The organism is Parcubacteria group bacterium (assembly GCA_041659505.1).
Classification (GTDB): domain Bacteria; phylum Patescibacteriota; class Minisyncoccia; order Moranbacterales; family UBA2206; genus UBA9630.
On record JBAZYF010000001.1, the window covers coordinates 238,801 to 264,303 of the forward strand.

At 42.2% G+C, this 25,503-nt stretch carries 31 protein-coding genes; 6 read left to right on the forward strand and 25 right to left on the reverse strand.

What is annotated here, in order from left to right:
• Nucleotides 1-385 precede the first annotated feature (385 nt).
• From WC848_00925 to WC848_01005, 17 genes are all read right to left on the reverse strand, one after another.
• A complete protein-coding gene (locus WC848_00925; GenBank protein ID MFA5961228.1) occupies nt 386-1,465 on the reverse strand; it encodes a hypothetical protein in 1,080 nt (359 codons plus the stop codon).
• 191 nt (nt 1,466-1,656) lie between these two features.
• Nucleotides 1,657-2,580 carry a prolipoprotein diacylglyceryl transferase gene (gene lgt / locus WC848_00930; protein MFA5961229.1) on the reverse strand — a complete coding sequence of 308 codons (924 nt, stop codon included), beginning with the start codon at nt 2,578-2,580 and terminating at the stop codon, nt 1,657-1,659.
• Between the two features lie 128 nt (nt 2,581-2,708).
• Nucleotides 2,709-3,008, reverse strand: coding sequence for a DUF5654 family protein (locus WC848_00935; GenBank protein ID MFA5961230.1), 300 nt, complete (start codon nt 3,006-3,008; stop codon nt 2,709-2,711).
• An 8-nt stretch (nt 3,009-3,016) separates the two neighbouring features.
• Complete coding sequence (locus WC848_00940) at nt 3,017-3,766, reverse strand: Mur ligase family protein (GenBank protein MFA5961231.1); 750 nt, start codon at nt 3,764-3,766, stop codon at nt 3,017-3,019.
• A gap of 231 nt (nt 3,767-3,997) precedes the next feature.
• Nucleotides 3,998-5,185, reverse strand: a complete 1,188-nt coding sequence (locus WC848_00945) for an aminotransferase class I/II-fold pyridoxal phosphate-dependent enzyme (protein ID MFA5961232.1) — start codon at nt 5,183-5,185, stop codon at nt 3,998-4,000.
• 2 nt (nt 5,186-5,187) lie between these two features.
• Entirely contained in the window at nt 5,188-5,664 is a 477-nt protein-coding gene (locus WC848_00950) for an NUDIX domain-containing protein (protein MFA5961233.1), read from the reverse strand.
• A gap of 180 nt (nt 5,665-5,844) precedes the next feature.
• On the reverse strand, nt 5,845-6,915 hold the full coding sequence (locus tag WC848_00955) for a D-alanine--D-alanine ligase family protein (protein MFA5961234.1): 1,071 nt from the start codon (nt 6,913-6,915) through the stop codon (nt 5,845-5,847).
• 13 nt (nt 6,916-6,928) lie between these two features.
• Entirely contained in the window at nt 6,929-7,318 is a 390-nt protein-coding gene (locus tag WC848_00960) for an HI0074 family nucleotidyltransferase substrate-binding subunit (protein ID MFA5961235.1), read from the reverse strand.
• Entirely contained in the window at nt 7,306-7,590 is a 285-nt protein-coding gene (locus WC848_00965; GenBank protein ID MFA5961236.1) for a nucleotidyltransferase domain-containing protein, read from the reverse strand. The genes WC848_00960 and WC848_00965 overlap by 13 nt, the downstream gene beginning before the upstream one ends.
• Before the next feature lie 107 nt (nt 7,591-7,697).
• Nucleotides 7,698-8,519 (reverse strand): hypothetical protein, encoded by an 822-nt coding sequence (locus WC848_00970; protein MFA5961237.1) that lies wholly within the window; start codon nt 8,517-8,519, stop codon nt 7,698-7,700.
• On the reverse strand, nt 8,500-8,829 hold the full coding sequence (locus WC848_00975) for a hypothetical protein (protein ID MFA5961238.1): 330 nt from the start codon (nt 8,827-8,829) through the stop codon (nt 8,500-8,502). Before WC848_00975 ends, WC848_00970 begins: the two co-directional genes overlap by 20 nt.
• Nucleotides 8,830-8,915: 86 nt before the next feature.
• Nucleotides 8,916-9,533, reverse strand: a complete 618-nt coding sequence (locus tag WC848_00980) for a hypothetical protein (GenBank protein MFA5961239.1) — start codon at nt 9,531-9,533, stop codon at nt 8,916-8,918.
• 217 nt (nt 9,534-9,750) lie between these two features.
• Entirely contained in the window at nt 9,751-10,269 is a 519-nt protein-coding gene (locus WC848_00985; GenBank protein MFA5961240.1) for a hypothetical protein, read from the reverse strand.
• Nucleotides 10,259-10,624 (reverse strand): hypothetical protein, encoded by a 366-nt coding sequence (locus tag WC848_00990; GenBank protein MFA5961241.1) that lies wholly within the window; start codon nt 10,622-10,624, stop codon nt 10,259-10,261. The genes WC848_00985 and WC848_00990 overlap by 11 nt, the downstream gene beginning before the upstream one ends.
• Before the next feature lie 293 nt (nt 10,625-10,917).
• Entirely contained in the window at nt 10,918-11,241 is a 324-nt protein-coding gene (locus WC848_00995; protein MFA5961242.1) for an RNA-binding protein, read from the reverse strand.
• A gap of 418 nt (nt 11,242-11,659) precedes the next feature.
• Nucleotides 11,660-12,025 (reverse strand): hypothetical protein, encoded by a 366-nt coding sequence (locus tag WC848_01000; protein ID MFA5961243.1) that lies wholly within the window; start codon nt 12,023-12,025, stop codon nt 11,660-11,662.
• 24 nt (nt 12,026-12,049) lie between these two features.
• Complete coding sequence (locus WC848_01005) at nt 12,050-12,814, reverse strand: helix-turn-helix domain-containing protein (GenBank protein ID MFA5961244.1); 765 nt, start codon at nt 12,812-12,814, stop codon at nt 12,050-12,052.
• 286 nt (nt 12,815-13,100) lie between these two features.
• Between WC848_01005 and WC848_01010 the strand changes: the two genes are divergently transcribed.
• The gene (locus WC848_01010; protein ID MFA5961245.1) at nt 13,101-13,703 is read left to right on the forward strand and encodes a hypothetical protein; all 603 of its coding nucleotides are present in this window, start codon (nt 13,101-13,103) and stop codon (nt 13,701-13,703) included.
• Between the two features lie 38 nt (nt 13,704-13,741).
• On the opposite strand, the gene WC848_01015 is transcribed toward WC848_01010, so the two are convergent.
• The 4 genes from WC848_01015 to WC848_01030 all read right to left on the reverse strand — a co-directional run bounded on the left by WC848_01015 (nt 13,742) and on the right by WC848_01030 (nt 15,649).
• Nucleotides 13,742-14,425, reverse strand: a complete 684-nt coding sequence (locus WC848_01015; GenBank protein MFA5961246.1) for a M23 family metallopeptidase — start codon at nt 14,423-14,425, stop codon at nt 13,742-13,744.
• A 12-nt stretch (nt 14,426-14,437) separates the two neighbouring features.
• The gene (locus WC848_01020; GenBank protein MFA5961247.1) at nt 14,438-14,860 is read right to left on the reverse strand and encodes a DoxX family protein; all 423 of its coding nucleotides are present in this window, start codon (nt 14,858-14,860) and stop codon (nt 14,438-14,440) included.
• A gap of 57 nt (nt 14,861-14,917) precedes the next feature.
• Nucleotides 14,918-15,355, reverse strand: coding sequence for a DUF1360 domain-containing protein (locus WC848_01025; protein ID MFA5961248.1), 438 nt, complete (start codon nt 15,353-15,355; stop codon nt 14,918-14,920).
• A 147-nt stretch (nt 15,356-15,502) separates the two neighbouring features.
• On the reverse strand, nt 15,503-15,649 hold the full coding sequence (locus tag WC848_01030) for a lmo0937 family membrane protein (protein MFA5961249.1): 147 nt from the start codon (nt 15,647-15,649) through the stop codon (nt 15,503-15,505).
• A gap of 320 nt (nt 15,650-15,969) precedes the next feature.
• Here WC848_01030 and WC848_01035 point away from each other — a divergent pair, with 320 nt between their 5' ends.
• Nucleotides 15,970-17,910, forward strand: coding sequence for a phospholipid carrier-dependent glycosyltransferase (locus WC848_01035; protein MFA5961250.1), 1,941 nt, complete (start codon nt 15,970-15,972; stop codon nt 17,908-17,910).
• 382 nt (nt 17,911-18,292) lie between these two features.
• Nucleotides 18,293-18,490 carry a cold shock domain-containing protein gene (locus WC848_01040; protein ID MFA5961251.1) on the forward strand — a complete coding sequence of 66 codons (198 nt, stop codon included), beginning with the start codon at nt 18,293-18,295 and terminating at the stop codon, nt 18,488-18,490.
• Nucleotides 18,491-18,654: 164 nt separating this feature from the next.
• On the opposite strand, the gene WC848_01045 is transcribed toward WC848_01040, so the two are convergent.
• Nucleotides 18,655-18,981 (reverse strand): hypothetical protein, encoded by a 327-nt coding sequence (locus WC848_01045; protein MFA5961252.1) that lies wholly within the window; start codon nt 18,979-18,981, stop codon nt 18,655-18,657.
• A 245-nt stretch (nt 18,982-19,226) separates the two neighbouring features.
• Between WC848_01045 and WC848_01050 the strand changes: the two genes are divergently transcribed.
• Together WC848_01050 and murJ are read left to right on the forward strand one after the other, a co-directional pair.
• A complete protein-coding gene (locus WC848_01050; protein MFA5961253.1) occupies nt 19,227-19,676 on the forward strand; it encodes a hypothetical protein in 450 nt (149 codons plus the stop codon).
• Between the two features lie 74 nt (nt 19,677-19,750).
• Nucleotides 19,751-21,067, forward strand: coding sequence for a murein biosynthesis integral membrane protein MurJ (murJ, locus tag WC848_01055; GenBank protein MFA5961254.1), 1,317 nt, complete (start codon nt 19,751-19,753; stop codon nt 21,065-21,067).
• A gap of 7 nt (nt 21,068-21,074) precedes the next feature.
• On the opposite strand, the gene WC848_01060 is transcribed toward murJ, so the two are convergent.
• A complete protein-coding gene (locus WC848_01060; GenBank protein ID MFA5961255.1) occupies nt 21,075-21,869 on the reverse strand; it encodes a C39 family peptidase in 795 nt (264 codons plus the stop codon).
• Between the two features lie 246 nt (nt 21,870-22,115).
• Nucleotides 22,116-22,529: a response regulator gene (locus tag WC848_01065; GenBank protein MFA5961256.1), complete on the reverse strand. Its 414-nt coding sequence runs from the start codon at nt 22,527-22,529 to the stop codon at nt 22,116-22,118.
• Nucleotides 22,530-22,688: 159 nt separating this feature from the next.
• On the opposite strand from WC848_01065, the gene WC848_01070 reads away from it, so the two are divergent.
• Nucleotides 22,689-23,780, forward strand: a complete 1,092-nt coding sequence (locus tag WC848_01070; GenBank protein ID MFA5961257.1) for a NosD domain-containing protein — start codon at nt 22,689-22,691, stop codon at nt 23,778-23,780.
• Nucleotides 23,781-23,949: 169 nt separating this feature from the next.
• On the opposite strand, the gene WC848_01075 is transcribed toward WC848_01070, so the two are convergent.
• The gene (locus WC848_01075) at nt 23,950-25,452 is read right to left on the reverse strand and encodes a S8 family serine peptidase (GenBank protein ID MFA5961258.1); all 1,503 of its coding nucleotides are present in this window, start codon (nt 25,450-25,452) and stop codon (nt 23,950-23,952) included.
• Nucleotides 25,453-25,503 lie beyond the last annotated feature (51 nt).

The following is a 25,503-nucleotide window of genomic DNA, read 5'->3' on the forward strand; positions in this document are numbered from 1 at the left end:
GGAAATAAACAAAATCAGACTGTGGACTAAGCGTCTATGGACTCGCATTTTTTGTTTTATTTTCCCATGAATTTACTTCTGAATTATACCATAAAAAAAAAGATTGCAATAGGGCAAAATGGCAAAGTTATCCACAGGTGGAAATTGAGAAAAAATTGGTTGAATTTTTGATATATTTATCGCATCCGTAGAGACGAGGCACTGCCTCGGCTTGGTCACATTTCCAATCTATTTTTTGCAAAAATACCTAGCCTGTAGAGACGCCTGCCTGTCCGGTAGGCAGGCAATTCAATGCGTCTAGCGGTTTTAATAATCGGGTAAATTTTACACAAAAAAAGACGTGGCAGTGCCACGTCTCTACAAGTAAATTTATTTTCGCAAATTTTTACCGATTCCCCTCAATCTTCCAAGAATGCACTTCCTTCAAGATCGAATCGACGTCGGAAACCCATTTTTGCACCGCCTTTGGATCATCCAAGTCCGGTCGATAACCGCATTTCCAGGGACTAACCATCTTTTGCGCGGTGGTCATTTTTTCATTATAAATCAAATCCTTGATCCGTTTGGCCGTCCGTTCAAAACCTTCTTGCGGAGTCGCAAAACAAGAATGCCCGGCTGAGCCCATTTTGTCTGTCTTTAAGCGAAAACCGACGTAGTTATAGCAATCCTTGCCATTGTTCACCGGGACATGATCACCCCAAGAACTTTCCTTTCTGGCAATCGCGATAAACATCGCCGCCACCAACGGATCTTCTTTGGCAATGAAAGGCGCCATTTGCTTGATCGGATGATTGCCGACCAACTCACGAATTTTGGTTTCAAATTCTTTTTGTTTGGCCAATTTTGCATCTTCGACCTGTTTTTTGGCCAGATCTGCCTGTTTCTTTTTGTCTGCCTCCGCCTCGGCCTTGGCCGCATTTTCGCCCAAAACCCTGGATTCTTCTTGTTTTTGACTCAACTGCACGATTGCCTCTTTGACCTGAGCCTCTTCCACGTCGGCGTGCGCGCCCGGCCCCAAATAACGATAAATCATCGTCATCAAAAACATCCCAAAAATGAGCGAACCGACCAGCGACAAATTCCAAGCCCGCATCACACTCACACCATTTGTATAACCAGCAAATGCATCTTTGAGATAAGTCGTGAAACTGGCATAACGCTCGCTCAACTCGGAATAAATCTTCGCTTCCGGTTTTGTCTGATAGCTATAGCGGACAGTTTTTTCCCGCCGTGAAACAACCGAATCTAATCGGTCAGTCGCAAAATTAATTTTCCCGCCACGCTTTATCCGCAAAAGTTCATTTTGGGTGAGGTAGAGCTTAGAATCGCGCGTCGTGAAATCGCGCACTTGTCCATATTTTTTAGAAAACAAGACGGAAGAATTTTTATACTTCAAGACAAATTTCGCCAAAGCATAATCCGGCGCGAGCGGTTTCTTTTGATTTTTGATTATCCCATCTAACATGTTTTGATTATAGCATAGTTTTTATTTTTCGTCTTTTTATAAATCCCCTTCGCCCTCCGGGAGAAGGCCTGCCCGAATTGCAACTCGTTGCAGGCGGGTGGCCGAAGGCCGGATGAGGGAAAGGGTGTTGCGTAAAACAAAAACTGAATTGGTTTAGATTATTCCTAATTTATTGCCCTTGCCCTCACCTGTCATGATTGCATGACATCCTCTCCCGAGGGGAGAAGAGGCTTTTTATTTTTTTTCAAAAAAAGTAAAATCAATCCACCAAAAAACATTGCGAGAGAAAATATTTGTCCCAATGTGAAATTGCCAAAAATAAATCCGATTTGCGGATCCGGTTCGCGAAAAAATTCACCCGCGAAACGCGCGCCGGCATAACCGATGAGATAGAGCGCTAAAAATTTTCCTGAGAAACTTTTATAATTGCGCCAAAACCAAAAAAATATAAATAGTAAAAATCCCTCCAAAAAGGCTTCATAGAGCTGTGATGGATAGCGTAAAACACCGGTTGGATCGGCCGGAAAATACATCCCAAAGCGTGAAACCGTCACTCGTCCATAAAGTTCGCCGTTCAAAAAATTGCCGATCCGGCCGAAAAAATAGCCGGCAGGAATGACGGGAATAATAAAATCCGCGAGCGCCCAAAAATTAATTTTGTATTTTTTAATAAAAATCCAAGCGGCGATTAGAACGCCAAGAAGTCCTCCGTGATAACTCATACCATAAATGCCAATCAGTTTTCCCGTGTCCAAATCAAACGGAGAAATGATTGCCAAAGGATGCGCAGAATAAAATGGGAAATTATAGAAAAAAACATAGCCCAAGCGTCCACCGATGATGACACCAAAAAAACAAAATAGTAAAAAATCTAAAAGCACTTCTTGCTTTTTTTGTAATTTATTTTTTGCACTGATATTTCTTCCCTCCTCGAGTTTAGAAAAAATTTTTTTATCCTCAAAAAGCTGCAATCTTTTTTTCAAAAGCAGCCAAACAACCAAAAGCGCCACCGCATACATCAGAGCATACCAGCCGACAGAAAAAAATCCGAAATGCATTATTTCGGGATTGATTTTTTCAGGAATGTGCTGATAGAAGTCTAAGAAATTATTCATTCAAAAGCACCTAATTTCTAATTACAAATTTCCAATGTCAAACCAAGTCTAAAATCCAAAGTTCAAAAAATACTTTTTGTCATTTTGATTTGGAAATTGATTTGATATTTGGCATTGGAAATTTGGAATTATTGTTTCCCCTTCTTCATCTCCGCCTCCGCTTTTTTCTCTTCTTTTTTCTCCAGGCGTGCCAGATAAAAACTGGCGACTACCACGATCAAAGTAATCACTACCGCATAGGCCAGTTTAGCTCTGAGGCTGTTTTGATCCTGTGGGAAAAAATAGTCGATAAAGGCTTTAATGGCGTCATTCCAGGCCAGACCAGCTACGAGTCCAAGCGCCGCAACGATATATTTCACCGTCCGGTTGCGCACCTCGCTTTTCACTTTCGCCAGCTCCCCGATCAATTTTTCTTCAATTTTTTTCATATTGTTTTTTATTTTTTACCAATTAATTCTTCCACCGCCAAGCTAGCTACCAATGCGAATGCATGGTGCCGGCCAAAACGTGACAGAGTAATTTTTTCTGCTTTTTCATCGTGTTCTATTTCTACAATTTGTCCGATTTCTATCTTCTCAATTTTCCCGATTTTCCAATCTTTTTTACTCTCGCTTGTTTCGCCGAAATAGCTGACTGGAGCATGCGATTTTTTTGCCAGCTCCTTAACCCGCAGATTATCATGATTCAAAATCACCGCACCGCTTTTTTTCGTTTTTTCGGCCAGGATAATATACTCCGCGACAAGATCATTCATCGTAGGAAAAGATTCTAAATATCTTTGCGTGATATCCGTCACGACAGAAATTTCCGGTTCGATGATTGAAAGCAGATAGCGCATATCACCGGGACAAGAAACACCCAACTCCAAAACCAGATATTCGGGAAAGTTTTTTTGCCAGATTGCCCGAAAAGCAGCACTGATCACTGGCCGCCATTCTTGAAAAGAATTATATCCACTGGATAGGCCTAGAATGGCCAAGGGAAGCCCGATGTCTGTGTTAAAATTACGTGGATTTGCCCTAACTTTTCTTCCTTTTTTCTCCAAAATCTTTTTGATTTCATCCCGCACAAAAGTCTTATTCACACTCCCCGCCACCGCAATAATTTTCGGACGATGAATCGCCAAAACTAATTTAGCGATTAGCTTGAGATAAAATTTTAGGATGGGTTTGAAAATTGTTTTCATATCTCTTGTGTCATTCCCGCCCCCGTTTTCACGAGGATAAACTCCGTCGGGAATCTAGGTTCCGCTAATTATAAGTTTTAATTTTTGTCATCCTGAGCGGAGTTCGTACTCGAACGTAGTCGAAGGATCTGCTCACCAATACCGCAAGTTTTACAAATATAAATTAAGCTCTGGATAACGCAAAGCAGATTCTTCGACTCCGCTCCGCTTCGCTCAGAATGACAATGCTTTTTATTTGCCAAACAATTTTTCCATCCGATCAAACGCCCGATTAATATCTTGCGCACTCCGCCCAAAACTCATCCGCACATGATTTTTTCCGCTCGGTCCAAAGGCCACACCAGGCACAACCGCCACTTGCGCTTTTTCTAACAGTCCCAGTGCGAAACGCCACGACAAACTATCCGGACAATCCTTGATCTCGCCAAAATCAAAATCAGTTTTCAAAATGCGGGGAAAAACATAATAGGCACTGGTGGGTTTTACGTAGCTAAAAATATGACTCAATTTGTCCAATCGGCGACAAATCAGATCGCGCCTTTTTTCATATTCCCGATTAAAAAATTCGACGTCACGATCCCCCATTTCAAGCGCTCCCATTGCCGCGTATTGCGAAATGACCGGGGCGCAAGTGACCAACGAATCATGAACTTTCAATATTTCTTTGGCAATACTTTCGTCGGTGTGGAGGTACGCCACACGCCAACCGGTCATCGCAAAAGATTTGGAAAAACTGAACAGCCGAATCACTCTTTTGCGCAATTCCGGCAATTCCGCCAGACTAAAAATTTTCTCATTGGAATCGAAAATAAAATCCTTATATACTTCATCGGAAATGAGATAGAGGTTATGTTTTTCGGCGAGCCGTGCCAGTCCCAAGAGTTGTTCTTTGGAATAGATCGTCCCGGTCGGGTTGTTTGGATTGCAATAGAAAATTGCTTTGGTTTTTGGCGTGATCGCCGCTTCATATTTTTCTAAGTTAAACGCCCAACCATTTCCTTCATCAAGTGAAACAAATACCGGTTGGCATCCAGCGAGCAAGATCACTTCGCGGTACGAAGTATAGGTCGGCTCAGGAATAATGATTTCATCACCAGGATTCGTAATGGCAAATAATGTTGCTGTAATGCCTTCAATCGAGCCAGCCGTCACAATAATTTCTTTTTCAAAATCATAAAACATCCCCGCCTCCGCCAGTTTCACTTCAATTAGCTCGCGCAGTTCAGAAAGTCCCGGAGAAAGCGAATATTTCGCCACCACACCATTTTTGAGGGCCAGTTCCACGCGCCGTTTAATGCACTCTGGCGTATCAAAACTCGGCACGCCTTGCGCCAAGGAAATGACATCCGGAAACTTAGAAGCCCGTAGTTCCATCTGCTTAATCACAGACAGTCGTAAATTTTTTGTGCGTTCAAACATAACTAAAAACTATTTAAGCCAGTAATAACAGTTGATTCATTATTCCTTTGATTATCCAGCGCTTCTTTAATTCCTGCAAACAAAGACTCAGGGAGATTATCATAATCAAACCACTCCCATTTTTCACATCTCAGCGGCTCATTCACCATTGCCTCACCTCCGATATGCTTCCCTTCTAATATTATCGTTATGTGATGTAACCGATATGGCTCAAGTCGATCCTCTCTCGCCACTAGAACTTTTTTTGACACCTCGATTTCAATCCCACATCCCAGCTCTTCATCTATCTCTCTGTCGGCAGCGTCAAGCAACTTTTCGTTTTGCTTAAGATGCCCGCCAGGAAAACCCCACTGGCCATAACCAACTTTTGATAACCTTTTTCCAAGAAGCACTCTTCCTGCGCTATCAAACACAGCCACATCAACACCTATCATAATTCCCTGACCTTCTTTCATGCTTATCCTTACTTCCTGCTCCATATTGATCTAGTTTTAATTTTTAATCTTATTCCAACTTTTTCCCCAATTTCAACTTCACCGAATTCGCAAAATTTAGCATAGCGGAATCAAGCGCATATTTAGGTTTAAATTTGTTTTTTTGCATAAAAAATTTGCTTCATCCTTTCGTAATTATATGCAAAGATAAAGCAAAAAGCAAGGTTATTTTTTCAATAGCGCGCCCGAAATCAACTCATCCAAAAATACTGGAAAACCCATTCCAGCCTGACGCGCTGCCTCTGGAGCAAGACTGGTCGGAGTCATGCCAGGCACAGTGTTGATGTCGATAAAATAGGCTTCGCTATTTTTTTCATCATACATAAAATCCACCCGCGCGAGATCCGCGCAACCGATTGCTTGAAAAGTTTTGATGGCATAAGCTTCCAATTTTTTCTGAAACTCTACTGGAATCTCTGCCGGACAAATGTGCCGACTTCCTCCGGTTTCATATTTGGCTTTGTAATCATAGAACTCGGAAATGAGTGGAATGATTTCTGTGATTGCCAACACTTTCGGATCAGCATTTCCCATCACCGTCACTGTCAGCTCGCGCCCTTTGATATATTGTTCCAAGAGCACTTCCGATCCATAGCGAAAGGCATCCGCAATTCCTTTCTCCAATTCCGTTTCAGTTTTCGCAATAGAAATTCCGACCGATGATCCCAGTTCTGCCGGTTTAATCACAACAGGCAAATCGATCTTTTCTAAAATATTTTCTAGCGTATAATTTTCTTTTTTCAAGACCAGATCTTTCGCAACACTGACACCAAAATTTTTAGCAATTACTTTTGCTTTTGGTTTATTCATCCCTAGCGCATGCGCCAAAACTCCGGAAAAAACATACGGAACACCCAGCATATCCAGCATCCCCTGCAAACGTCCGTCTTCGCCAAACGGCCCGTGGATAAGCGGGAATACTCGATCAATTTTTTCACCAGAAAGATCACCTTCGGTAAAATTCAAAAGACTACGCTCTCCCCTTTGAAGAGTCACCAAGCTCTGAGATTTCTCGAGACTGATCGCACCTTCCTTACCAAGTTTATCAGAATTATTTTTCAGATACTGCGCGCCTTTTTCTCCGATCAACCAATTTCCGCCTTTTGTAATTGCAATTGGAATGATGCGATATTTTTCCTGATTAAGGTTTTTCATTACCGCCTGCGCCGAAGAAAGGGACACTTCATGCTCGCCAGACTGACCACCAAAAATCACCGCGATGTTTATTTTTTTCATAAGTTTTAACAGATTATCTTTTCTTCTTAATTTCCCGCAAAACCTTTCTCGCCACTTCAAGATACTTGGGAAATTTGGCATAAAGATCATTGGCCATTTTTTCCGAATACGTATGCACCGACAAATTGCGATCATCCGTCATAGAAAGACAGGTTTCAATTTCTTCTTCACTCAGTTCCAAAATATTTCGTACTTCGCGGAAACAAGCCTTGGGCGATGCGCATTCGATACTTTCGAGTTCTTTCAAATAAATTTTCACCACTTTCCAAAAAAGCTCAAAAGAAAATTCATAGCGTTGAATTGTAGCGTCACGATTAAGGTCATTAAAAGGTGCGTCCAGCGCCTTTTTCCAAGCAGTTAGCGCTTGTTCTAATTGCCCAATTTTTTCGCCTAAATAAGCCATATTTTTTTCTCATTTAATAATTTAGCTTGAAAATTTTCATCTGCTTTTTTGAGATAGACCAAATCAACTTTATAGGGTAAATGTGATTCCTCCAAATCTTCCTTCGCCAGGGCAATTGCTTTTTCATCGAAAATATCGCCTGAAATGGCCACATCAACATCGGAAAACATGCCCTCACCCAGACTGGAACCAAACACAAAAAACTTGGCCTCACCGCCCAGCCTCTTTCTCAAAATAGCGCTGATCTGTTTTTGATATTTTTCCTCTAACATAGTCTTGCTTTGATTATAGCAAATAATAGGCAAAAATCAACTAAAATCCACCCCCTGCCTAGAGGGTGGATTTATCTTTCGTTATGCCGTAAATTTCAAAAAATTTACTAGTTATTTGACGCTTCCGCACTATCTTTGGCAAAAGCCTTTCGCAGTTCAATCCTGGCTTGCTCCATCGTTGTTTTGAAATTAGAAAGAGCACTTTCCACAACACCTTTTCTGGTTGCAATCAGCGCTGCCACTTGCGTGTTGACTTTGGCGACACTCTGCTTGTCTGTCTGCGTTTTTGTGCGATTAGCTTGCATACTTTTTTTGAAATTTGCCATCACTGTTTTCGCGTCAACTCCCGCCACGCAATCAGCTTTGGCTTTCTCCAAAAGCGCCTTGCGCGAATCTGCCGTCACGCTCAATAATTGATCTACCTGGCCATTTCTAGTGGCAATTGCCGCCTGTACACCCTCTTGAAATTTACTAATCGCTCCGTCCAAAATTCCCCGCCGTGTTTCGATTGCCGCGCGAACCTTGGTTTCAAAATCGGCTACCGCTTTTTTCTGCGCGTCAGTCATTGCTTTCGCTTCCAATGCCTTAAATTGGCCGTCGCGGTTAGCATCCCAAGCCTCTCGGTTAGTGTTTAATTTAGCTTCGATTTCCGCTTTTTTGGCTGTCCAATTCGTCAATCTTTCTTGACTCCTGGTCTGAAGCTTATTTTCTTCACCTGCCATTTTCTGAGCGAACGCATCGGCCCGCTCTGCAATTTTTTCACAGATATTGTCATTTACCGCCGCTTTTTTGTCGGCTATTTTTTGCTGGACATCCGATCTCCCGCTCCCCCCATTTGTAGCGTCACTGACAGCCCAAGCATTGGCGGAAAAAAGCAAACCGGCAACAACCGCTAACGATAGGGTTTGTTTATAAATTAGTTTGATCATAAGTATTGCTTAAATTATTAGACTCCGCGCTATCATCAGTTAGTGCTTTGACATCAGCCTCATCGCTGGTTGCCTGGAGTTTCTCATTGTCCGCTCCGCTGATTATCGCATCAACAGTGTTGTCCACTTCGCCAGTCGGCGCAGGTGTTTTGATTTCCGCCGTATCCATTGTCTTTTTTACTGCCGGATTTTCCGCCGGCTTTTCCGCTTGCTTTTGCATCGGTGGGTTAGTCGTCACGTCCTTAGCACCGCATCCCGCGAGCAAAAAAACGCTCGCGCCGAGGGCTAGTGTGATAATGTTTTTTTTCATAGAATTGTTTTGTGTTTAGTTGATTACTTAAAACCTCCTTATTCAAAGAGCATCGACCAAACGCACTTTGTTATTTTTTTTCAAAATTATTCAATACAACAATCGATCGCTTTTCTAACTAACTCGCCCAACTTTCCCATGAAACCACTTCGCTCAGTAACGCTTGCGGTTTTTGCCGAACCTGCGACTGACGAATTATTTATTTGAGCCTGCGGAATTTCTGCTGATTTGTTTTTCTTGTCGTCATGTCTGTTCAGTGCCTCATCATCAATTTTTTTGATATCCCCGGTGTTGATTACTTTCATGTTAATCCCCCAAAACAACGAGTATAAATCATAGGCTTTTTGAAAAAGATCTTGCGCTTTTTCTTTTCTACCCATCCCCTGTTGCTTCGTCCCCACTTCCATTAGCCTCATTGAAGCCGCCAGCAAGTGTTTTGAAATGCACCATTCTTCGCCTTGTGGATCTTTGACAATTTCTCGCAAAAGTTCTCCACGCATTTTCCGCGCCTCTTGCAACAAATCAAAATATTCCGGTTTTTGCAATTTCGCTCCCGTAAAAAAGAAATGCTCTTCAATACTCACCAAGTTCATGATAGCAATCGACAAATCCTGATCGGATGAGAGATCCATCTTATCCTGCTTTTTCATCTGATCGATCTTTTCCACGAACTCATTAAGACTGCGGATTTTGTTTTCTTCCATAATTCTACGAATTACAAATCTGTACAAATTTACAAATATACAAATTGCAATATTATATTGCTAATTATAAAGGCTTGCTATTTTTCGTTCAAGAAAATTCTTGACGTTCGACTTTTTTAGCATCCAAAATTTTAGTAGACCGGCAGAACACCAACCAAAATGCGGAAACCGCGCTATAAAGAATTTACTTGGACGGAAAATAGCAAACTACACTTTCTTAGCTTCGAGTTAAAAAATAAAATGCAATACTCAAAAGCAAAAGAAATCCTACCGGAACAGCCACTTTTTGAAAAGGAAAATAGACTTTATTATTATTATTTTTCTTTAATTTAAAATGCCACATTCCGCCGAAATAAAAAACTACACTCCCGAAAATTATGCCCAAAAGCAGTTTGTCCACGCCCCAAAATGTGTGATAGGCCTGCCCCATCAGTCCCACAAAATAGAGCGGGATGATAGTGAGGAGATAATAACCGGCGTAGACTGTGAGAGCTTCTCCCCGGAAATTAATTTTTTTCTTTTTCAACCATTCCAATGTCCAAGCCGAAAGCCCGACCAAGAGCGCTCCAATCCAAAGTCCCGTCACTGTGTCGTCAATGCCGAGATAATGCGAAAGCTCCAGTCCCGCACCCACCGCCACCACACAAACCGGACAAAATGCTTGCACAGAAAATGTTGGCATCAGCATTAATCCAACCAGTAAAAATATTTTTTTAAGTCCTGCACTACTGCGCATTAATTTTATCTTTGAAAAAATTGATTATTTCATCCTGTCCAAGATAGCACTTTTCCGCCGTCCAAAGAAATGGAACTGCTCCGATAGAATCTTTGGCCACTTGGCACTCCTGTTGTTTTTGAATCATCAGATTAGCGCTCGCCTTATCGCCCCCCACTTCGTGCTGCGAAAAACTGACCTTATCTTTGACATTATTATCCGCGATATATTTTTCTACCACGATGCAATGCGGACACTGCGTGCTGTAAAACAAAATAATCGCCGAATTGTCCGTCACCGTCGCTGGCGGATTGCCGCAACCGGAAAAAATTAACAACACAAAAAACAAAAAAACACCCAAAGTAATTTTTCGCATAAAAACAAAATTAGTCCGAATTAATAATACAAACTCCAAAATTTACTCCAGTTTACCAGCCTACAACAAATCATAAATAAGTTAACCAACGAACTCGTCCGCTGTAGCCTTAGCGAAGGCGGATTAAATCCTGACGTTCTAAATTATACCAGTCACCAGCTTATCCTGCAACCCGATAAGAATACACGTGGGATTTACGGGCTTGCCAAAAGCAAGTCCGTAAATCCCACTGCAAACAAAAAAACAGCCCCGATTGCTCGGGACTGATTTTTTTTCAGCGTTTCAAAGAAATACTAGTATCTCCTTGATCCACCAAAACCACCATCGCCGCCGCCTGGTTTTCGGAAACCACCAGTTCTTGGTCTTTCCTCCATTGGGCGAGCTTCATTAACAGTCAAAGTTCTTCCTTCGAACTCTTTTCCGTCAAACATTTCGATAGCTTTTGTAGCTTCTTCGTCAGAAGCCATTTCCACAAAACCGAAACCCTTTGAACGACCAGACATCTTATCAGTGATGATAATAGCTGTCGCAACGGCTCCTGCTTGAGAGAAATAATCTTTCAAGCCGTCTTGTGTTGTACTGTAGGAGAGTCCTCCCACGTATAGTTTTTGTGCCATGTGTTTGCCTTATACTTAAATTACATTGCAAGCCGACCTTCTCTTTTAGCTTACTTCTCTGAAACTGACGTTTCAAGATCTTTGTCCTTAGATTCACATATAAGGCAAAACCTACTGAGAAAACTTACAATAGGTCTATTATACACCTAAACACGAAAAAAATCAAGTGGTAGGAGTCAAAATGGCTCATTATCGACTTTTTGTTCTAATGGCGGGGAAACAAGCGTTTAATCTACTATCTGTTGATGTAGACAAAAATTTGCGTTTTTCTTTTCACCGCCGCAGCGCTTGTCACCGGCAGTTATCTTTTCTCTAAGATTGAGGTTTAGAAAATTTTGCAAATTAAATAAGGCAATCGGAAATTTAATTTCCGATTGCCTTGCGACTTGTTTTTTGTATAAACGCTCCTCTCTTATAATTAGCTGGAGGAATTTTTCTTTTTCCAGTAATAACAATCTCCCGGAGATGCTCTGTATATTTTTTTACAATGCACCCCACACTTACATTCTTTGTGAGGTTCATCATTTTCTGATATTCCAAAATAGCATCCAAATTTTTCAGCGCCTGTGTCTTTCATTTTGTTTTCCGCTTTTGATTCATTTTTCCACACATCAATCGCATTCAAGGTCATTGATATTTTTCTTTCCGCAGATGCCCTGAAATCTTCCCAGAAAGTTTCTTTGCTAGTTTGGCCTTCTTTGTATGCTTCCAATAATACGCAAAGGGAGTCCCTTACCTCTGTTGAAATTCCTTCAATCAGTCGATCTATTTTTGTTTTCATCATAAACCTCCTATTTCGTAAACGTTTCTACAACCTGTCCCACATAAAATCCAGGTACATCTTAATCGCTTGAGCGATAGACGCATCTTCGATGACAGTCGCGGTTTTGCGGTCGTAGGAAATAAGCGCTGTGACTGCTCCGGAAATGACCACGTCGGCAGAAATTTTTATTTCCGGCAAAAGAAATTTAGTGTGCGCGATGCCCTTGGCCACGTGAGCAAATTTGTGATTAAGTGGCGTGTCTTCCAAGATCATGCGATAGAAAATTTTTCGCTCTTTAATCTCTTGGAAATAGGCCAGCTCGTCTCTTTCCGAGACAACTTTGGTCGCCGTTTCGTAGGATCCGCAATTGATGACAGAATGATGCTTGAGAATGTATTGCTCAAAAACCTGCTCAATTCCTTCCCTCCCTTCGAAGAATTTGATTTGCGGTTTATTTTCTTGACTGATATCAATCATTTTGAGCATTGGCAAAATGGTATTTTGTAAAAGTTGCATTTCCAATTTTGTTTCTGCTTGCCTCTCGATAACCAACTTTTCCAGGTTTTGCGGATCTTCCGCCACAAACAATTTCTTTTTTCCTTTGCGACTTTCCGCCACGAGTCCCTTAAGCTTCAACTTATCCAGCGCCGCATAGATGCTCACGCGGTTCACTCCTGATGCCCGCGAAATATCCTGCACAGTCGATGCACCGTTTTCCAAAAGAGCCAGGTAAGCAGCCACTTCTTTCTCGGTCAGTTTTAATTGTAAAAGAGCCACTTCTAACTTTTGCGGCGTTTGTTTCTTTCTCATGGCATTAGTAAGTTAAGATACACCAGATTGGAACGATCACCAAGGCGATGTATACAAATTATATTAATTAAATTCACAATTGGCGATATTTTGGCTTGTTTGTTGGTTATTTTGATTTTAATAATGTTGTAAATGGGTTGTTTACAAATTAGCATGAAGTCACATTAAAAACAAGTCTAATGTTAAAAAGTCTCAAATAGAATTGTACACAGAAGAGTAATGGAAAAAGCCTAATAAAAACTGTCATAAAATAGACACAACCCTTCTTTACTGGTAAACTATATTTATGGAAACATTCTTATCAACAATTACTTCTGGCTATCCAATACCAACTTGGATCGTAAAAGTAGCTCTAATTATTTGGGCTGTTTATATTTTTGTTGGAATAGTACTTCGTATTTATAAATTTATTGAAAAAACAAACAGCTCTATTTGTTTATTTAATGAAGTTAAAAAAGAACTGAAATCATTAGGTGACAAGCATTCCAAGCTACTGGAAAAATTCAACACGCTTATCGCTGCGCTAGCTGAAAAAAACTCGCTCGATAATCCAGATTTATTTTCCACAAATAGCCCACTGAATCTCACTCAAAAAGGAATTGACTTTATTGAAAATGTTGGATGGAAGGCATCGCTTGAAAATGAAGTCAATAAGAAGATACTGTTCGATTCATTGGATAAATTCAAATTGAAAACAAAATATGACGTTGAAAAATATTCAATCGTCTTACTTACAGAGCTAGCGGGAATGAGAAGTGAAAATCCCTACACTCCCGTAAAAAGATACCTTTATGAAAATGCCAAGCAGGATGATTTCAAAGTATTAACCGCTTGTGCCATATATCTCAGGGATAAATACTTAGAAAGCCATCCAGAAATAAAAGACTAAATAGCCAGAACGTGGCTATTTTTTCTTGCTACCAAAATTTACTGACAAGCGTATTGACAAGCATCGATCCAACTTGCAAGTTCGCTTTTTGTTTGAACATATCCCAAGATATTAACGCTCGCGCCTTTGTGAATTCCGAGGTGTAGGTGTTTTCTCTCGCCGTCCGTTTCCGTGCTATAGGCAGCGCCGAGTTGACCAAGTGTGTCGCCGGCTTTCAGATCAGCCCCGATAGCGCTTGTGATACTGGAAAGTTTCAAGTGGCCGTAAACAACCGTAACTGGTTGGTTGTTGAGCATGCACGATTCCACAGCCACTCCGCCATAACCGCTGGCAGATTTTTTCAAGATTAATTTTCCGTCACAAATTGCCTGCACAGGAACGGTTGCGTTCAGTTCTTCGGGAAAGATTTCGAAATCCGTGCCAGTGTGATAGCCAGAAAAACGTTCCGGCTGAACTGGAGACGTTGCTGGCGTGATGTAGATGCCGAAATATTTTTTGGTCACGCGCTCATTGGCGCGATCTAGTGGAGCCTGAAAACCACCAACGACTTGCACTGGTGAGCTGGTCGCCGGATCGGAAACTGTAGAATTATTTTGTATCGGCAAAGGCTGAGTTTGATTATTTTTAGTCACAGAGGCAGGCGCAACTATTTTTTCCACCCGCCAAAAAATCAACCCCACTAAAACAAAAACTAAAATCAGAAGAATAAAATATTTTTTCATATTCTTATATTATTAAAATAGCTCTCTTTTGCGAATTTTTTTCTCCAAACTCAACTTTCCTGCGCCATAACGGAACATGACCAAGAAAGATGCAAGATATAACAGCGCCACTTCCCCGCCGTTAAAAAGCGGATTGAGTCCAGCCGGGAAATGTACCAGGAAATACGCCACCAGCATTTCGATCACTCCCAACAGCGCTGCCAAGCGAGTGAACACGCCAAAGAAAACCAACAGTCCTACAACAACTTCAACCAGGCCAGCAAACCAAAACAGACTAAAAAATGGCACGGCGCCATGGCCACCAATGCCCCCGAACAAACCAAAAAATTTTTGCGCTCCGTGCATAAAAAACATTGCGGACACAATAAGCCGGAAAACAGTATAGGCCGTATTATCCCCATCTTCGTCATGACAACCTGACGATATTTTTTGCATATACTTTTTAACTATTCCTTCCATATGTTTGAAGTTAAATAATTAATTACCAATTTTTTATTTACCCCTTTCTCGTGGATCAAGCCCAACTCTCCAAATGATCGTTTGTACGATTGATCCCAAGCCGGAAATCGCCAGAAGCAGGACAAAAAAGTGGGTCAGCGGACTGAGGAAAAAAATGAAAGCCACGAACAGTCCCGCCCAAATTCCCGTGCACCACGGGCAATTGATCAGCATCGAGAGCTCTCGGCGATAACCGGAAGAATACCTCCGCAAATAACCGCGGACATGCTCCGTGATCGTGTCATAAACAAAAAGTCGGATCAGTCGAAAAGTGGCAAAAAAAAGTAAAGTAAAATCAAACCAAGAAATTTCTCTTCCCAATTTATGCGTAAGATTTAAATAATAAGTAGCACTAGCGACCAAGGCTAAAAATATAGCAGAAAAAAAATTATGCCAAAATGCTTGACTGTTTTTATAAATTTCTTCGTTCATATTATTAAAACTCATCAAGATAAAAGGAAACCATCAGGCAACTGAAAAAATCCAGCTAACTGCCATCACATAGAGACAGGCGGTTCGAGCCTTTCTCTATGGATTATAAATTGTCGCAAAGACATGCCTCGCCTCTTTCATCACTAGTTATACGATGCTACGGCCTTGCAAAAGGCGCATTACAATCAAGATTACTGCCACAACTAGCAGAACATGGATCAGTCCTCCCAGTGTGTAGGAAGAAACAAGCCCCAATACCCATAGAATGAGTAAAATTACAATTATTGTCCACATATATTTATGCTTTTTAACTAATTATACTTGCCTGTCAACGTTAATACGAGACAAAAAGCCAAAAGGATCGCTAGCGCTCTAGAGATAAAGAGGTTTAAAGGTTGTCTCGGTAAACATGTAAGTCCTGACATGGCAACTTTTCAAGTAAGGACTGACGTCCGATCCAAAAGCAAGCTTATCCATAGCCAGGATTAGTCAAAAAAAACCTTAACAGTTCTTATTGGTTAAAGGGAGAATAAATAAACTCCAAAAGGCCACGCGACTTGAAGCTTGCTTTTGGATTGGACGTCAGCCGCCTATGCTATACTATAAATATAACTATGACCATACTTATCAAAGAAGAAACCGAAGAAGAAAAAGTCGCTAAAAAAATCCAAAAAAAGACACGCTGGAAAAGCTTTCTTTTGAGCATGTTTGCTTTTCTTCTACTAGGACTGCCCTTGGCCACCTATTTCCATTTTGGCTTTGACCATTTGAGCGAATTTGAAACCGCCGATGAATTTCTGTGGTATTCCCAAGGCAGAATCCAGCAGTATTGGGATGCGATGCTTTCACGCAATTGGAAAGACACCCGCATCAATGACAAACCCGGAGTCAGCCTGGCCATCATTTCCGGTTCGGCGCGTTTTTGGGAGAAGGCTCCGCCACCTGATACATTTGACGGCATCCGCAAACTGAAAATATTTCCCGTCTCCGAAATTCTGGAAGCGCATTTCAACTACCGCATGCCAATTTTGCTTTTTAATGGGATTATGGCGCTCTATTTTTTCTGGATGATTCGAAAAATCACAAGCAACGATTGGGCGGCGCTTTTTTCTTCGACGCTCATCCTCCTGCAACCGATCCTGCTTGGCGTTTCTCAAATCATCAACCCCGACGCGCTTTTTTGGTCTTTCGCCCTCGCTTGCCTTTTGACTTTTTTGGCATTTCTAGAAACTGGCCAGATTTTTTTGGTCCCCCTTTCCATCATCCTGCTTGGCTTCACCTTAGCCAGTAAATATGTAGGAATCATTCTTTTTCCCTTTCTCCTTTTCGCCCTTGGGGTACACGCCATCTTTCACATTCCTGATTGGCAAAAAGAATCAAAAATCATCTGGAAAAAAATGCTTTGGCGCTCCTTGGCTTACCTCCTGATCGTCGCCGGCGGAATCGGCACTTTTGCACTCCTCATGCCAGCAGCACTGGTAAAAATTAAATATCTGGCCGAAGGCACCTATGATTTTCCTGGCATGCAAACAATTTTTCGCATAAGCATCGGCATTGCGCTGGGAATAATTCTCGACGCCCTGATTTTCAAAAGTAAAATTCTCATCTTTGTCGCCCGTTATGGCAAATATCCCCGCATCATTTTCACCGGACTGTTATTTTTCGCCATGGCTACACTGGTAGTTGTGGTTGGCGTCGATTGGACACGCGAATCAAATCTGTTTGGCCTATTGGGTTTTTCTTTCGAAGGCGGAAAAATTCCAGAGTTTTCCGTCCTGCCGTTTTTCAAACAGTTTCTCCTGGAAAGCCGGCCGCTCATTTTTGCAACCACTCCCCTAGTTTTAGGCACCTTAGTTTTTGCCTGGCTAGCCAGTGCTTTCAAACAGTGGAAAACGAACTGGTTTTTGGTCATCCTCACCGCTTTTATCCCTATTTTTTTCCTGGCGGTAATGGAACAAAAACTGCTCATCCACGTGCGCTACAGCATCATTCTTTTTCCCATTGTCGCTATTATTGCTGGAGTGTTTTTGGCGGAATTTTTTCACTGGGGGTTTTTACGCTATGTCCCAAAAGTGATTATTTTTGCCCTGCTTTTTTCCGCCAGCGTCGTCTACCTGCAAAAAGCGCAGCCGTTCTATTTCAACTACACCAATGAACTTTTGCCTAAAAGCTATTCTCTAGTAGACGGCTGGGGCTATGGCGGTTATGAAGCAGCGCAGTATTTAAACAGTCTGCCTGACGCCGGAAAAACGCGCGTAATTGCCGACTACATGGGAGTCTGTCAATTCTATGTCGGTCCCTGTATCCGCTATAGCGACATAACGAGGACGTCTTTTCGCAAACGCTGGAATGCTAAGGGCTATAATTATTTTGTCCTGAGCAAAAAAGGCTTTGGACGTTTCGACTTGAACGAAGATTTTCCAGAATTGGACACTTTCGAGCCAATCTGGAAAATGGAAATCCATGATCGCCCCGGCAACTATCTCAAAATAATTTCTTCCGAAACAGCAATCCTAAAGGATAAAAGCGAAGCTTCTTTGGAAAGTGGAGATTAGCTAATATTGGCAGGACTTACGCATTTGCCAAAAGCAAGCTTATCTATAGCCGAGGTTAGTCAAGAAAAACTTCTGCTTTCTTGGCAACTAAATAAGTAAAGATGAGCTCTAAGTAGCTACGCGCTTTGAAGGTTGCTTTTGGCAAATGCGTAAGTCCTAATTGGAAAAAACACAAGCTATTTCATAAAAACTTTTTCCGTCAACTTATTTTTTATTTTAATCCAATAGGCACTCAGTCCGCCGAGTGTTGCAATTATTTCTTGAACTTGGGGAGAATAATAGCCGCCATTGACCGAATGCGCTAAACATGCTAAGCTTCAGGCAGTGAAAAGTCGTCGAGCTTCACGCAATACATAAGGATTATTAATTACAACGAAAAAATATGATCGGTACAATAAAGAAAAAAACTGACAAAGGTTTCGGATTCATCACTTCTCCAGAATTGGGCAAGGATTTATTCTTCCACAGCAATTCTTTGGTTGACGTTACATTTGACGAAATCCAAGAAGGTGACCAAGTTTCTTTTGATTCAGAAGAGTCTCCAAAAGGCTTGAACGCAATCAACGTTAAGCGCGCCTAGTTTTTTAGGTAAACTTCAAAAAACTCCCAAAGCTTCACGCTTTCGGGAGTTTTTTGTTTGCAATTTTTTCACAGAGACGCTCTACCTGAATGTTCTTTTATATTTAAAACCAAAACCCCAATGTGGGGTTTTGGAAGTTACTACTCTTATCTGGTCAATAGACATCAGTCAGATTGAATTATGACTCTGTCAACACTTTCAAACATCTTGTCGTGATCGCTATAGTTTCCGCGGACCTTTACTACCAAGCCATTCATGAAATCGCTAAAATGTCTCGGGCTACTATCTTTGTCGGTGATGATGTCATTTTTACTCAATTTGACCATCATTGTTCCCATATGATCAGACACAAACGTAAAGGTTTTGTTGGCCGGATCGGGATTCATAATCTTTCCCCTGAAAGTGCTGTCGGCATGAGCTGGAACACTAGAGAGGGAGAGAGCACCTACGACAAGAGCCAAAGAAGCAACAATTGTTGTTAGCTTTGTCATATAATTGTGATTAGATTAATTAAAAAGAACTATTCTTCCAAATAATCGACCTTTTATTTGGTCAATTAAGTTATTAATTTTTGGTTTTTTGAGATGCTAGCCATAAACACCTCTGAATACTGATGATACGATGCTATTCCTTTTTTCGGCGCAAAATACCACCTTAAAAATTTGATCGCTACCGGCTTTCAAAAAGAACAAAAATAGCCTACAATAGAGGCATAAAAAATTAGCCTAAAAATCCTATGCCAAACACACCCATTATTCAACTGCTGGAAGAAAACGAGTTGAATGTTTCTGCGCTCTATGCGCTCTATGCCCAAAAAATTCCCGCCAAATGTACTTTTTGGAATCAACTTTCCCGGGAAGAAATTTCCCATGCCGCTTCCATAAAAAACGATTGTCTTGGCCTTAATTTAGAACAAGCCATTGCCGAGAATAATTTTTCGCGCGGAATCATCACCTATGTGATGGATTTCGTTTTGGCAGAGATTGAAAGAGCCCAAAATAATGCGGTATCACACTTTGACGCCCTAAACACCGCTCTGCGAATCGAGCGCTCAATGCTGGAAAAAAAATGTTTTGACATTTTTGCCCCGACAAACATAACCCTCAAGGAGTTGTTTGAAAAACTAAACACCGAAACCGAACAGCACACAAAAGTGCTGACGGAAGAATTGAAACGATTCAATTAGTAAACAGCAAAAGGCCCCGCTAGGAAAATCAGGACTTGCTCGCTTGCTCGAGTCATTGTAATGTAATTGCCCATATGAAAAGATTATTGCGCCTCATTCCCAAAGGCAGTGTCGTTTTGGCCATTACCTCTTTCGCCTCCTATGTCCTAGGCCTCGGGCGAGACCATTTTTTCGCGCGTACTTTCGGCGCAGGACGCGCCTTGGATGCCTATAACGCCGCTTTTCTTTTTCCTGATTTATTATTCAATATCCTCATTGCTGGAGGGATTGCCGCCGCTTTTGTGCCAATCCTCACCGAACTGTTGCGCAAAGACGAGAAGATCGCCAAGGACTATGTCGATTCCGTCATCACCGCCGCCACCGGAACAATGCTTCTTTCCGCTGTGATTATTTTGCTGTTTGCTAATCCGATCAGCGCGCTTGTTGCTCCCGGTTTTAGCGGCGAGGAAAAATTATTGGTAGCCAAAATCCTCCATGTCTTGGCCTGGTCTCCGATTTTTTTTGCTGCCTCGAACGCTATCGGGGCGATGCTCATCACCAAAAGGCGTTTTTTATTTTATGGACTTTCACCGGTGCTCTATAATTTGGGAATAATTTTGGGGACAGTTTTTCTCGCTCCCCACTTTGGGATTATGGGAGTGACCTATGGCACACTCTTTGGTGCAATCCTTCATCTCCTGACGAGGCTCGGCGATGCCATCTGGCAAGGATTTCGCTTTCGACCGAATTATAATTTTCGCACGCCGGAATTTCGCAAAACCCTGCGCCTTATGCTTCCGAAAATGTTCGGCCATCCGATCGAGCTCGCCACTTTTTGGGGTTTCACCTCCATCGCTTCCGCGCTCGCGCCCGGATCAGTTACAGTCATCAGTTTCGCGCGCAACTTTCAAAGCGTACCGATCAGCCTCATCGGCATCACGATTGCCACCACCAGTTTTCCTGTCCTTTCTCATGCCATCAGCGAAAAAGCTAAAGAGAAATATTGGAAAACACTCAAAAATTCTTTCTGGGCGATTTTTTCTATCAGCGCACTTTCCGCTATTGTCATTTTTTTTATCCGCCGACCGCTCATCGGAATTTTTCTCGGTGGCGGAGCATTTGATGCGGAAGATATTAATCGCACTGCCTTGGCGCTCGGTGTCTTTTGTCTGAGCATCCCGACCGAAGCACTGGTACATCTTTTGGCGCGCGCTTTTTATGCCACAAAAAATACGACCATTCCGGTCGCTGTTAGTATTCTCGGAATCATTATTGCCATCCCCGGCGGATATTTCCTCAGCCACACCTACGGCCTCATCGCCCTCCCCTTCGCCTTTTTCCTCGGCAGTGCGTTTGAACTGATTATCCTAGGAATTCTTCTGCCGCGACGAGTGGGGAAAATTTTGGATTAATTAAGTTTTACCCAACAATAATCATCACTTTTCTCCCCGTATCAACATTCCCGCCGTTCCAATCGTGATTGGCGTTCATAATCGTACTGGCTTTGTAGATATAGTCGGCGCCTTTTCTGGTGCCGGGGTCATTGGTGATGAAATCACCGTTTTTTCGGTAACCTTTGATGACAAGCATATGATAGAGTGGGCCGGGAGTTTGAAAATTGGGATTGCCCAGTTGTCTGCCGGCTTCTGGCATAATCACTGCTTTGCCTTCTGCAAGCGCTGTCTTGATTTGCTCGATAGTCGGATCACTCACCACTTCCACTTTCGGCAAGTTAAAATATTCCCGCAAAATTGTGGCCGTTTCATCCGCAGTCGTGTCTTGATAGTAGCCGAATTTTTTCATCTCAAAATCCATAATCGCCAACATTTTTTTGTCGGCGTCCGCGGGACCGTTGATTGGTTGGTTATTGATATAGCTCGCGACCATCAGTGTCGAAGCCTCTTCACAAAATTCTTGATAGGGCGCGCTCCAGTTTTGATTGGGCGCTTGGGAAGTGAAGGGAATTTTCAGATTGACTTCAGCAGGTAAAGTGGCAGTTGCTACCGGCGTCGAGGGTGCGGTTGGAGATGAGGCAGTTGGCGATTGTGAAGATGTGGGAATATTTTCCTGGGGAGCCGGCGTCGCTTCATAGGGAACGGCCGGTGGCAAGGGCGTTACGATGAATTTATCCTTAAAACGAAAAATGGCAAAACTGGCGCCAAAAATGACAAGTGTGCCTAAAAAAAATAATAATAATTTTTGTGGTTTTTGCATATATTTCAGGACTCACACGTTTGCCCGAGTCAGCCGTATTTTCTAAAAAAATCTTGTCTGAGAATGCCTTTTTTCTTCAAAATTTTCCATTGGTTGCCGTCGATTGAGGGGAAATTTTGAAAAGAAAAAAGAGCATTCGAGTTATTTTTTTAGAAAAATACCGGCTGCGAGGTAAAATGCGTAACTACTATGATTATTGGGAAGATTATAGCACAAACAGCCCGACTCTGCCAGCTTCTCCCATTCCTACCAATGCAATACTTCATGGACGATATCCACCACTTTTTGCGGAGTGGCCAGGGCTTTCACTACATAGAAATGCGCGTCGTATTTTCCTACTTTATTATAAGTCTTTTCATCACTGAGATTGCTCAGGACTACCACCGGGGTAGTTCTGATTGTAATATCTCTTTTCATTTCTTCCAAAACTTCCATCCCGCCTTTGACCGGCATAAGCATATCCAAAAGAACGACGTCCGGTTTTCGCTCGCGGATAAGTGCTAAACCTTCCTCACCGTTGACAGCGCTAATCACGTCAAACCCTTCTAATCTAAACTTTGTCGAATACATCTCTCTGATCATGGCGTCGTCATCAACAATACAGACTAGCTTCTTTTCGCCAAGAATCTCTTCCATACTTTTTTGGTTGATATCTTCCATATATTTTTTACTGGTTTGAATTATTTTTTAGCTTGCCTAGAATATTTTGCAAACTAACTATAGCATAACTATGGCTTTCCGTCCAAAGCAGGTTACGGAAAGACAGTTAATGATGTATAATATGCTTATTGGATGGTAATTAGATAATCTCTCTGAATTATGCCTTTTGAAATAAACCGCTCAATCAATCTGCGCAAATATTTTTTCAGCCTGCTGCTGTCTTTTGTTTTTTCCTGGTTATTTATGCAGCCTGCTTTTGCTGCTACGCTCAGTTGCAACTCCTGCGCCACTTGCACTTCCCAAATTGCAGCCGCCACCAGCGGAGACACTGTCGAACTCACTGCTGATTTGACTGGCGGAACTGAGTCGACCTGCATCACTTTTGATCATAAAGACGGAGTCATCCTTGATTGTCAAAACCAAATCATCACAGGACCATATTGGGACGGCATCCCGCCCTATTTTTTTGGCATCAAGTTGCTTTCGGCCGATAATAACACCATTAGAAATTGCACGGTCAGCAGCTTCTATCAAGCTATCGATATCGAAGGCAGTTCTGGAAATACGCTGGATAATGTGGCGGCAATATTTTCTTTTCAAAATGGCGTCCATGTCAACCGGGACTCTAGTAACAACATGATATCTAATAGCGTAGCGCAGTTTAATGGAAACCGTGGATTCTATATCTACTACAATTGCAATAACAACACAATTATGGATTCCGACTCGGCCAATAACACTGTTGGGGTTAATATTGAATATTCCTCCGGAAATATTCTAGACAATCTCACGATAGACGACAATGTTTATGGTGTTGGAATGGCCTACTGCGAAAACAACATCCTCAAAAATTCACGAATCAATGACAACAGCGACGCAGGGATAGCGATCGCTCCCGCAGATCACAATTCAACCTATGCGAGATATAATACTATATATAACAATTATTTCAAAAATACCACAAACGTAACGATAAATGATGCTACGGATAGCCAGCCGAATTATTTTAACACCACGCTCAATTGCTCCTCTGGTCAAAATATCATCAGCGGCGCATGCATCGGTGGAAATTTCTGGACAACGCCGACTAACAATGGCTTTTCTGATACTTGTACAGATGCCAATAGTAACGGCGTCTGTGACTTAGCTTATACTTTTTCAGCGATTAATATTGACAACTACCCGCTGGCTTCTGCGCTTTCCGGCGACCTCATCGCCCCGGCCTCACCGGCCGGACTTAGTGTGATGTAGATTTGGTTATTTTCATTACAAGACTTGCGAGTTTGTCAAAAACAAGCTCATCCACAGCCAAGGTTGGTCAAGAAAAACTCCCGCTTTCCTAATGACTAAATAAGTAACGATAGACTCTAAGGAACTACGAGTCTTGAAGGTTGCTTTTGGCAAACGCGTAAGTTCTACACTAATCAACAGTCAACCCAAGTGGTGAAGCTGGAGCGATCACATCCGAATCAAGCAACAAGAGAGCACGATAAGCGTTGATTCGGCGACCGCCGACGCTGGTGCCATCATCTATTTGCTTGATAGTAGTAAGCCCAGATTTCACGTCTCCGGTGTTTAAAATTGCACTTTTAACTTGTGAGACCGTGAGCGTTTGATCATATCCCCAAAGCATCGCCGCCAGACCAACGGTATAGGGAGCGGAAAATGAAGTTCCATCACCTGAAGCATAATGATACACACCATCCGGATCGTAATATAAGCTATAAATATTTTCCCCCGGTGCAACAATGTCCACACTGTTTGTTCCGAAGTTGGAAAAAGTTGCCAAAGCATCATTTTGATCTGATGCGCCGACACAAATGACATTGGTCAAAGTCGCACTAAAATTACATGGATAAACCGGAATGGTGTCATTGTCTGAAGCATCATTTCCCGCCGCCGCAATGACCAGACCGGAAAAACTGGCAATCGCATTTCTCATCAGGATATCGACGCCGCCATTTTCACCAAAACTCATATTGATAATCTTTGCGCCATTCTCCTGGGCAAACTGCACCGCCTTGACGATTGTCGCTGTGTCAAACTCGGCAATGTGCCCGCTGCTTTGTCCATCGGCTTTTAGCGACATCAATTTAACATCGGGAGAAATACCGGTGATTCCGGTGCTATTATTAATCGCTGCCGCTATTATCCCTCCTGTCATCGTTCCATGTGTATCCATCAGTGCATCAAAAGGATCTTTCTTGTCATAATCAAAATCGTAGCCATACAAGCAATCACCTAAAAAAACACCGTCCTCATCTTTGCAAAGTGATCCGTCCCATAGATTATTCACATCAAGATCGGGATGCGTATAGTCAAATCCCGTATCGATGTCCGCCACAATAACCGGATTTTTTTCTGAATCCGGATCATTCTCATATTTATCCCAAGCCAAGAGCCAGTGGATATCCGCCCCGCTCGTACCCGCAGTTGAGCTGACCGTTTGCCCGGTATTGTTCAGTCCCCACATGCTTGGCCAACTAGTGTCATTTGGCGGAGTGATTGCCAGGCTTTTGTAAATATAGTTCGGCTGGGCCGTTTCTACCGCTGAATTTTTTTGCAGTTCTTCCACTTTCTCATCTACCGTTGCGTTGTCGCGGATCTCATAGAGAAAAACTGTGTCCGTGATTTTTTCCTGCTCACTAACATTCGCTATGTCTTCTAAATTATTTTTCTTAATCGCTCCCGCCTCTGTGCCTGGATCAATTTTTTCTATTTTATACTCAACCAAAATTTCACCGCTCCTTTGCGCTGCAGGATTTTCCCCGTCCAATAGAACGGGAGATATCACATCGGCTGTCTCTTTTTTAAAATATTCCGCCAAAATAAAACCGCCAGATATGTTTGGACTTACTAGAAGTGAAAACAGCAGCAGAAAAAAAACTATTCTTCCTCCCACCTTTTTGTTTTTGATTTCCATAATTTAATTATACCACGAGTTTCCCTACCGAGAGATAAAGGCTTCCATAGA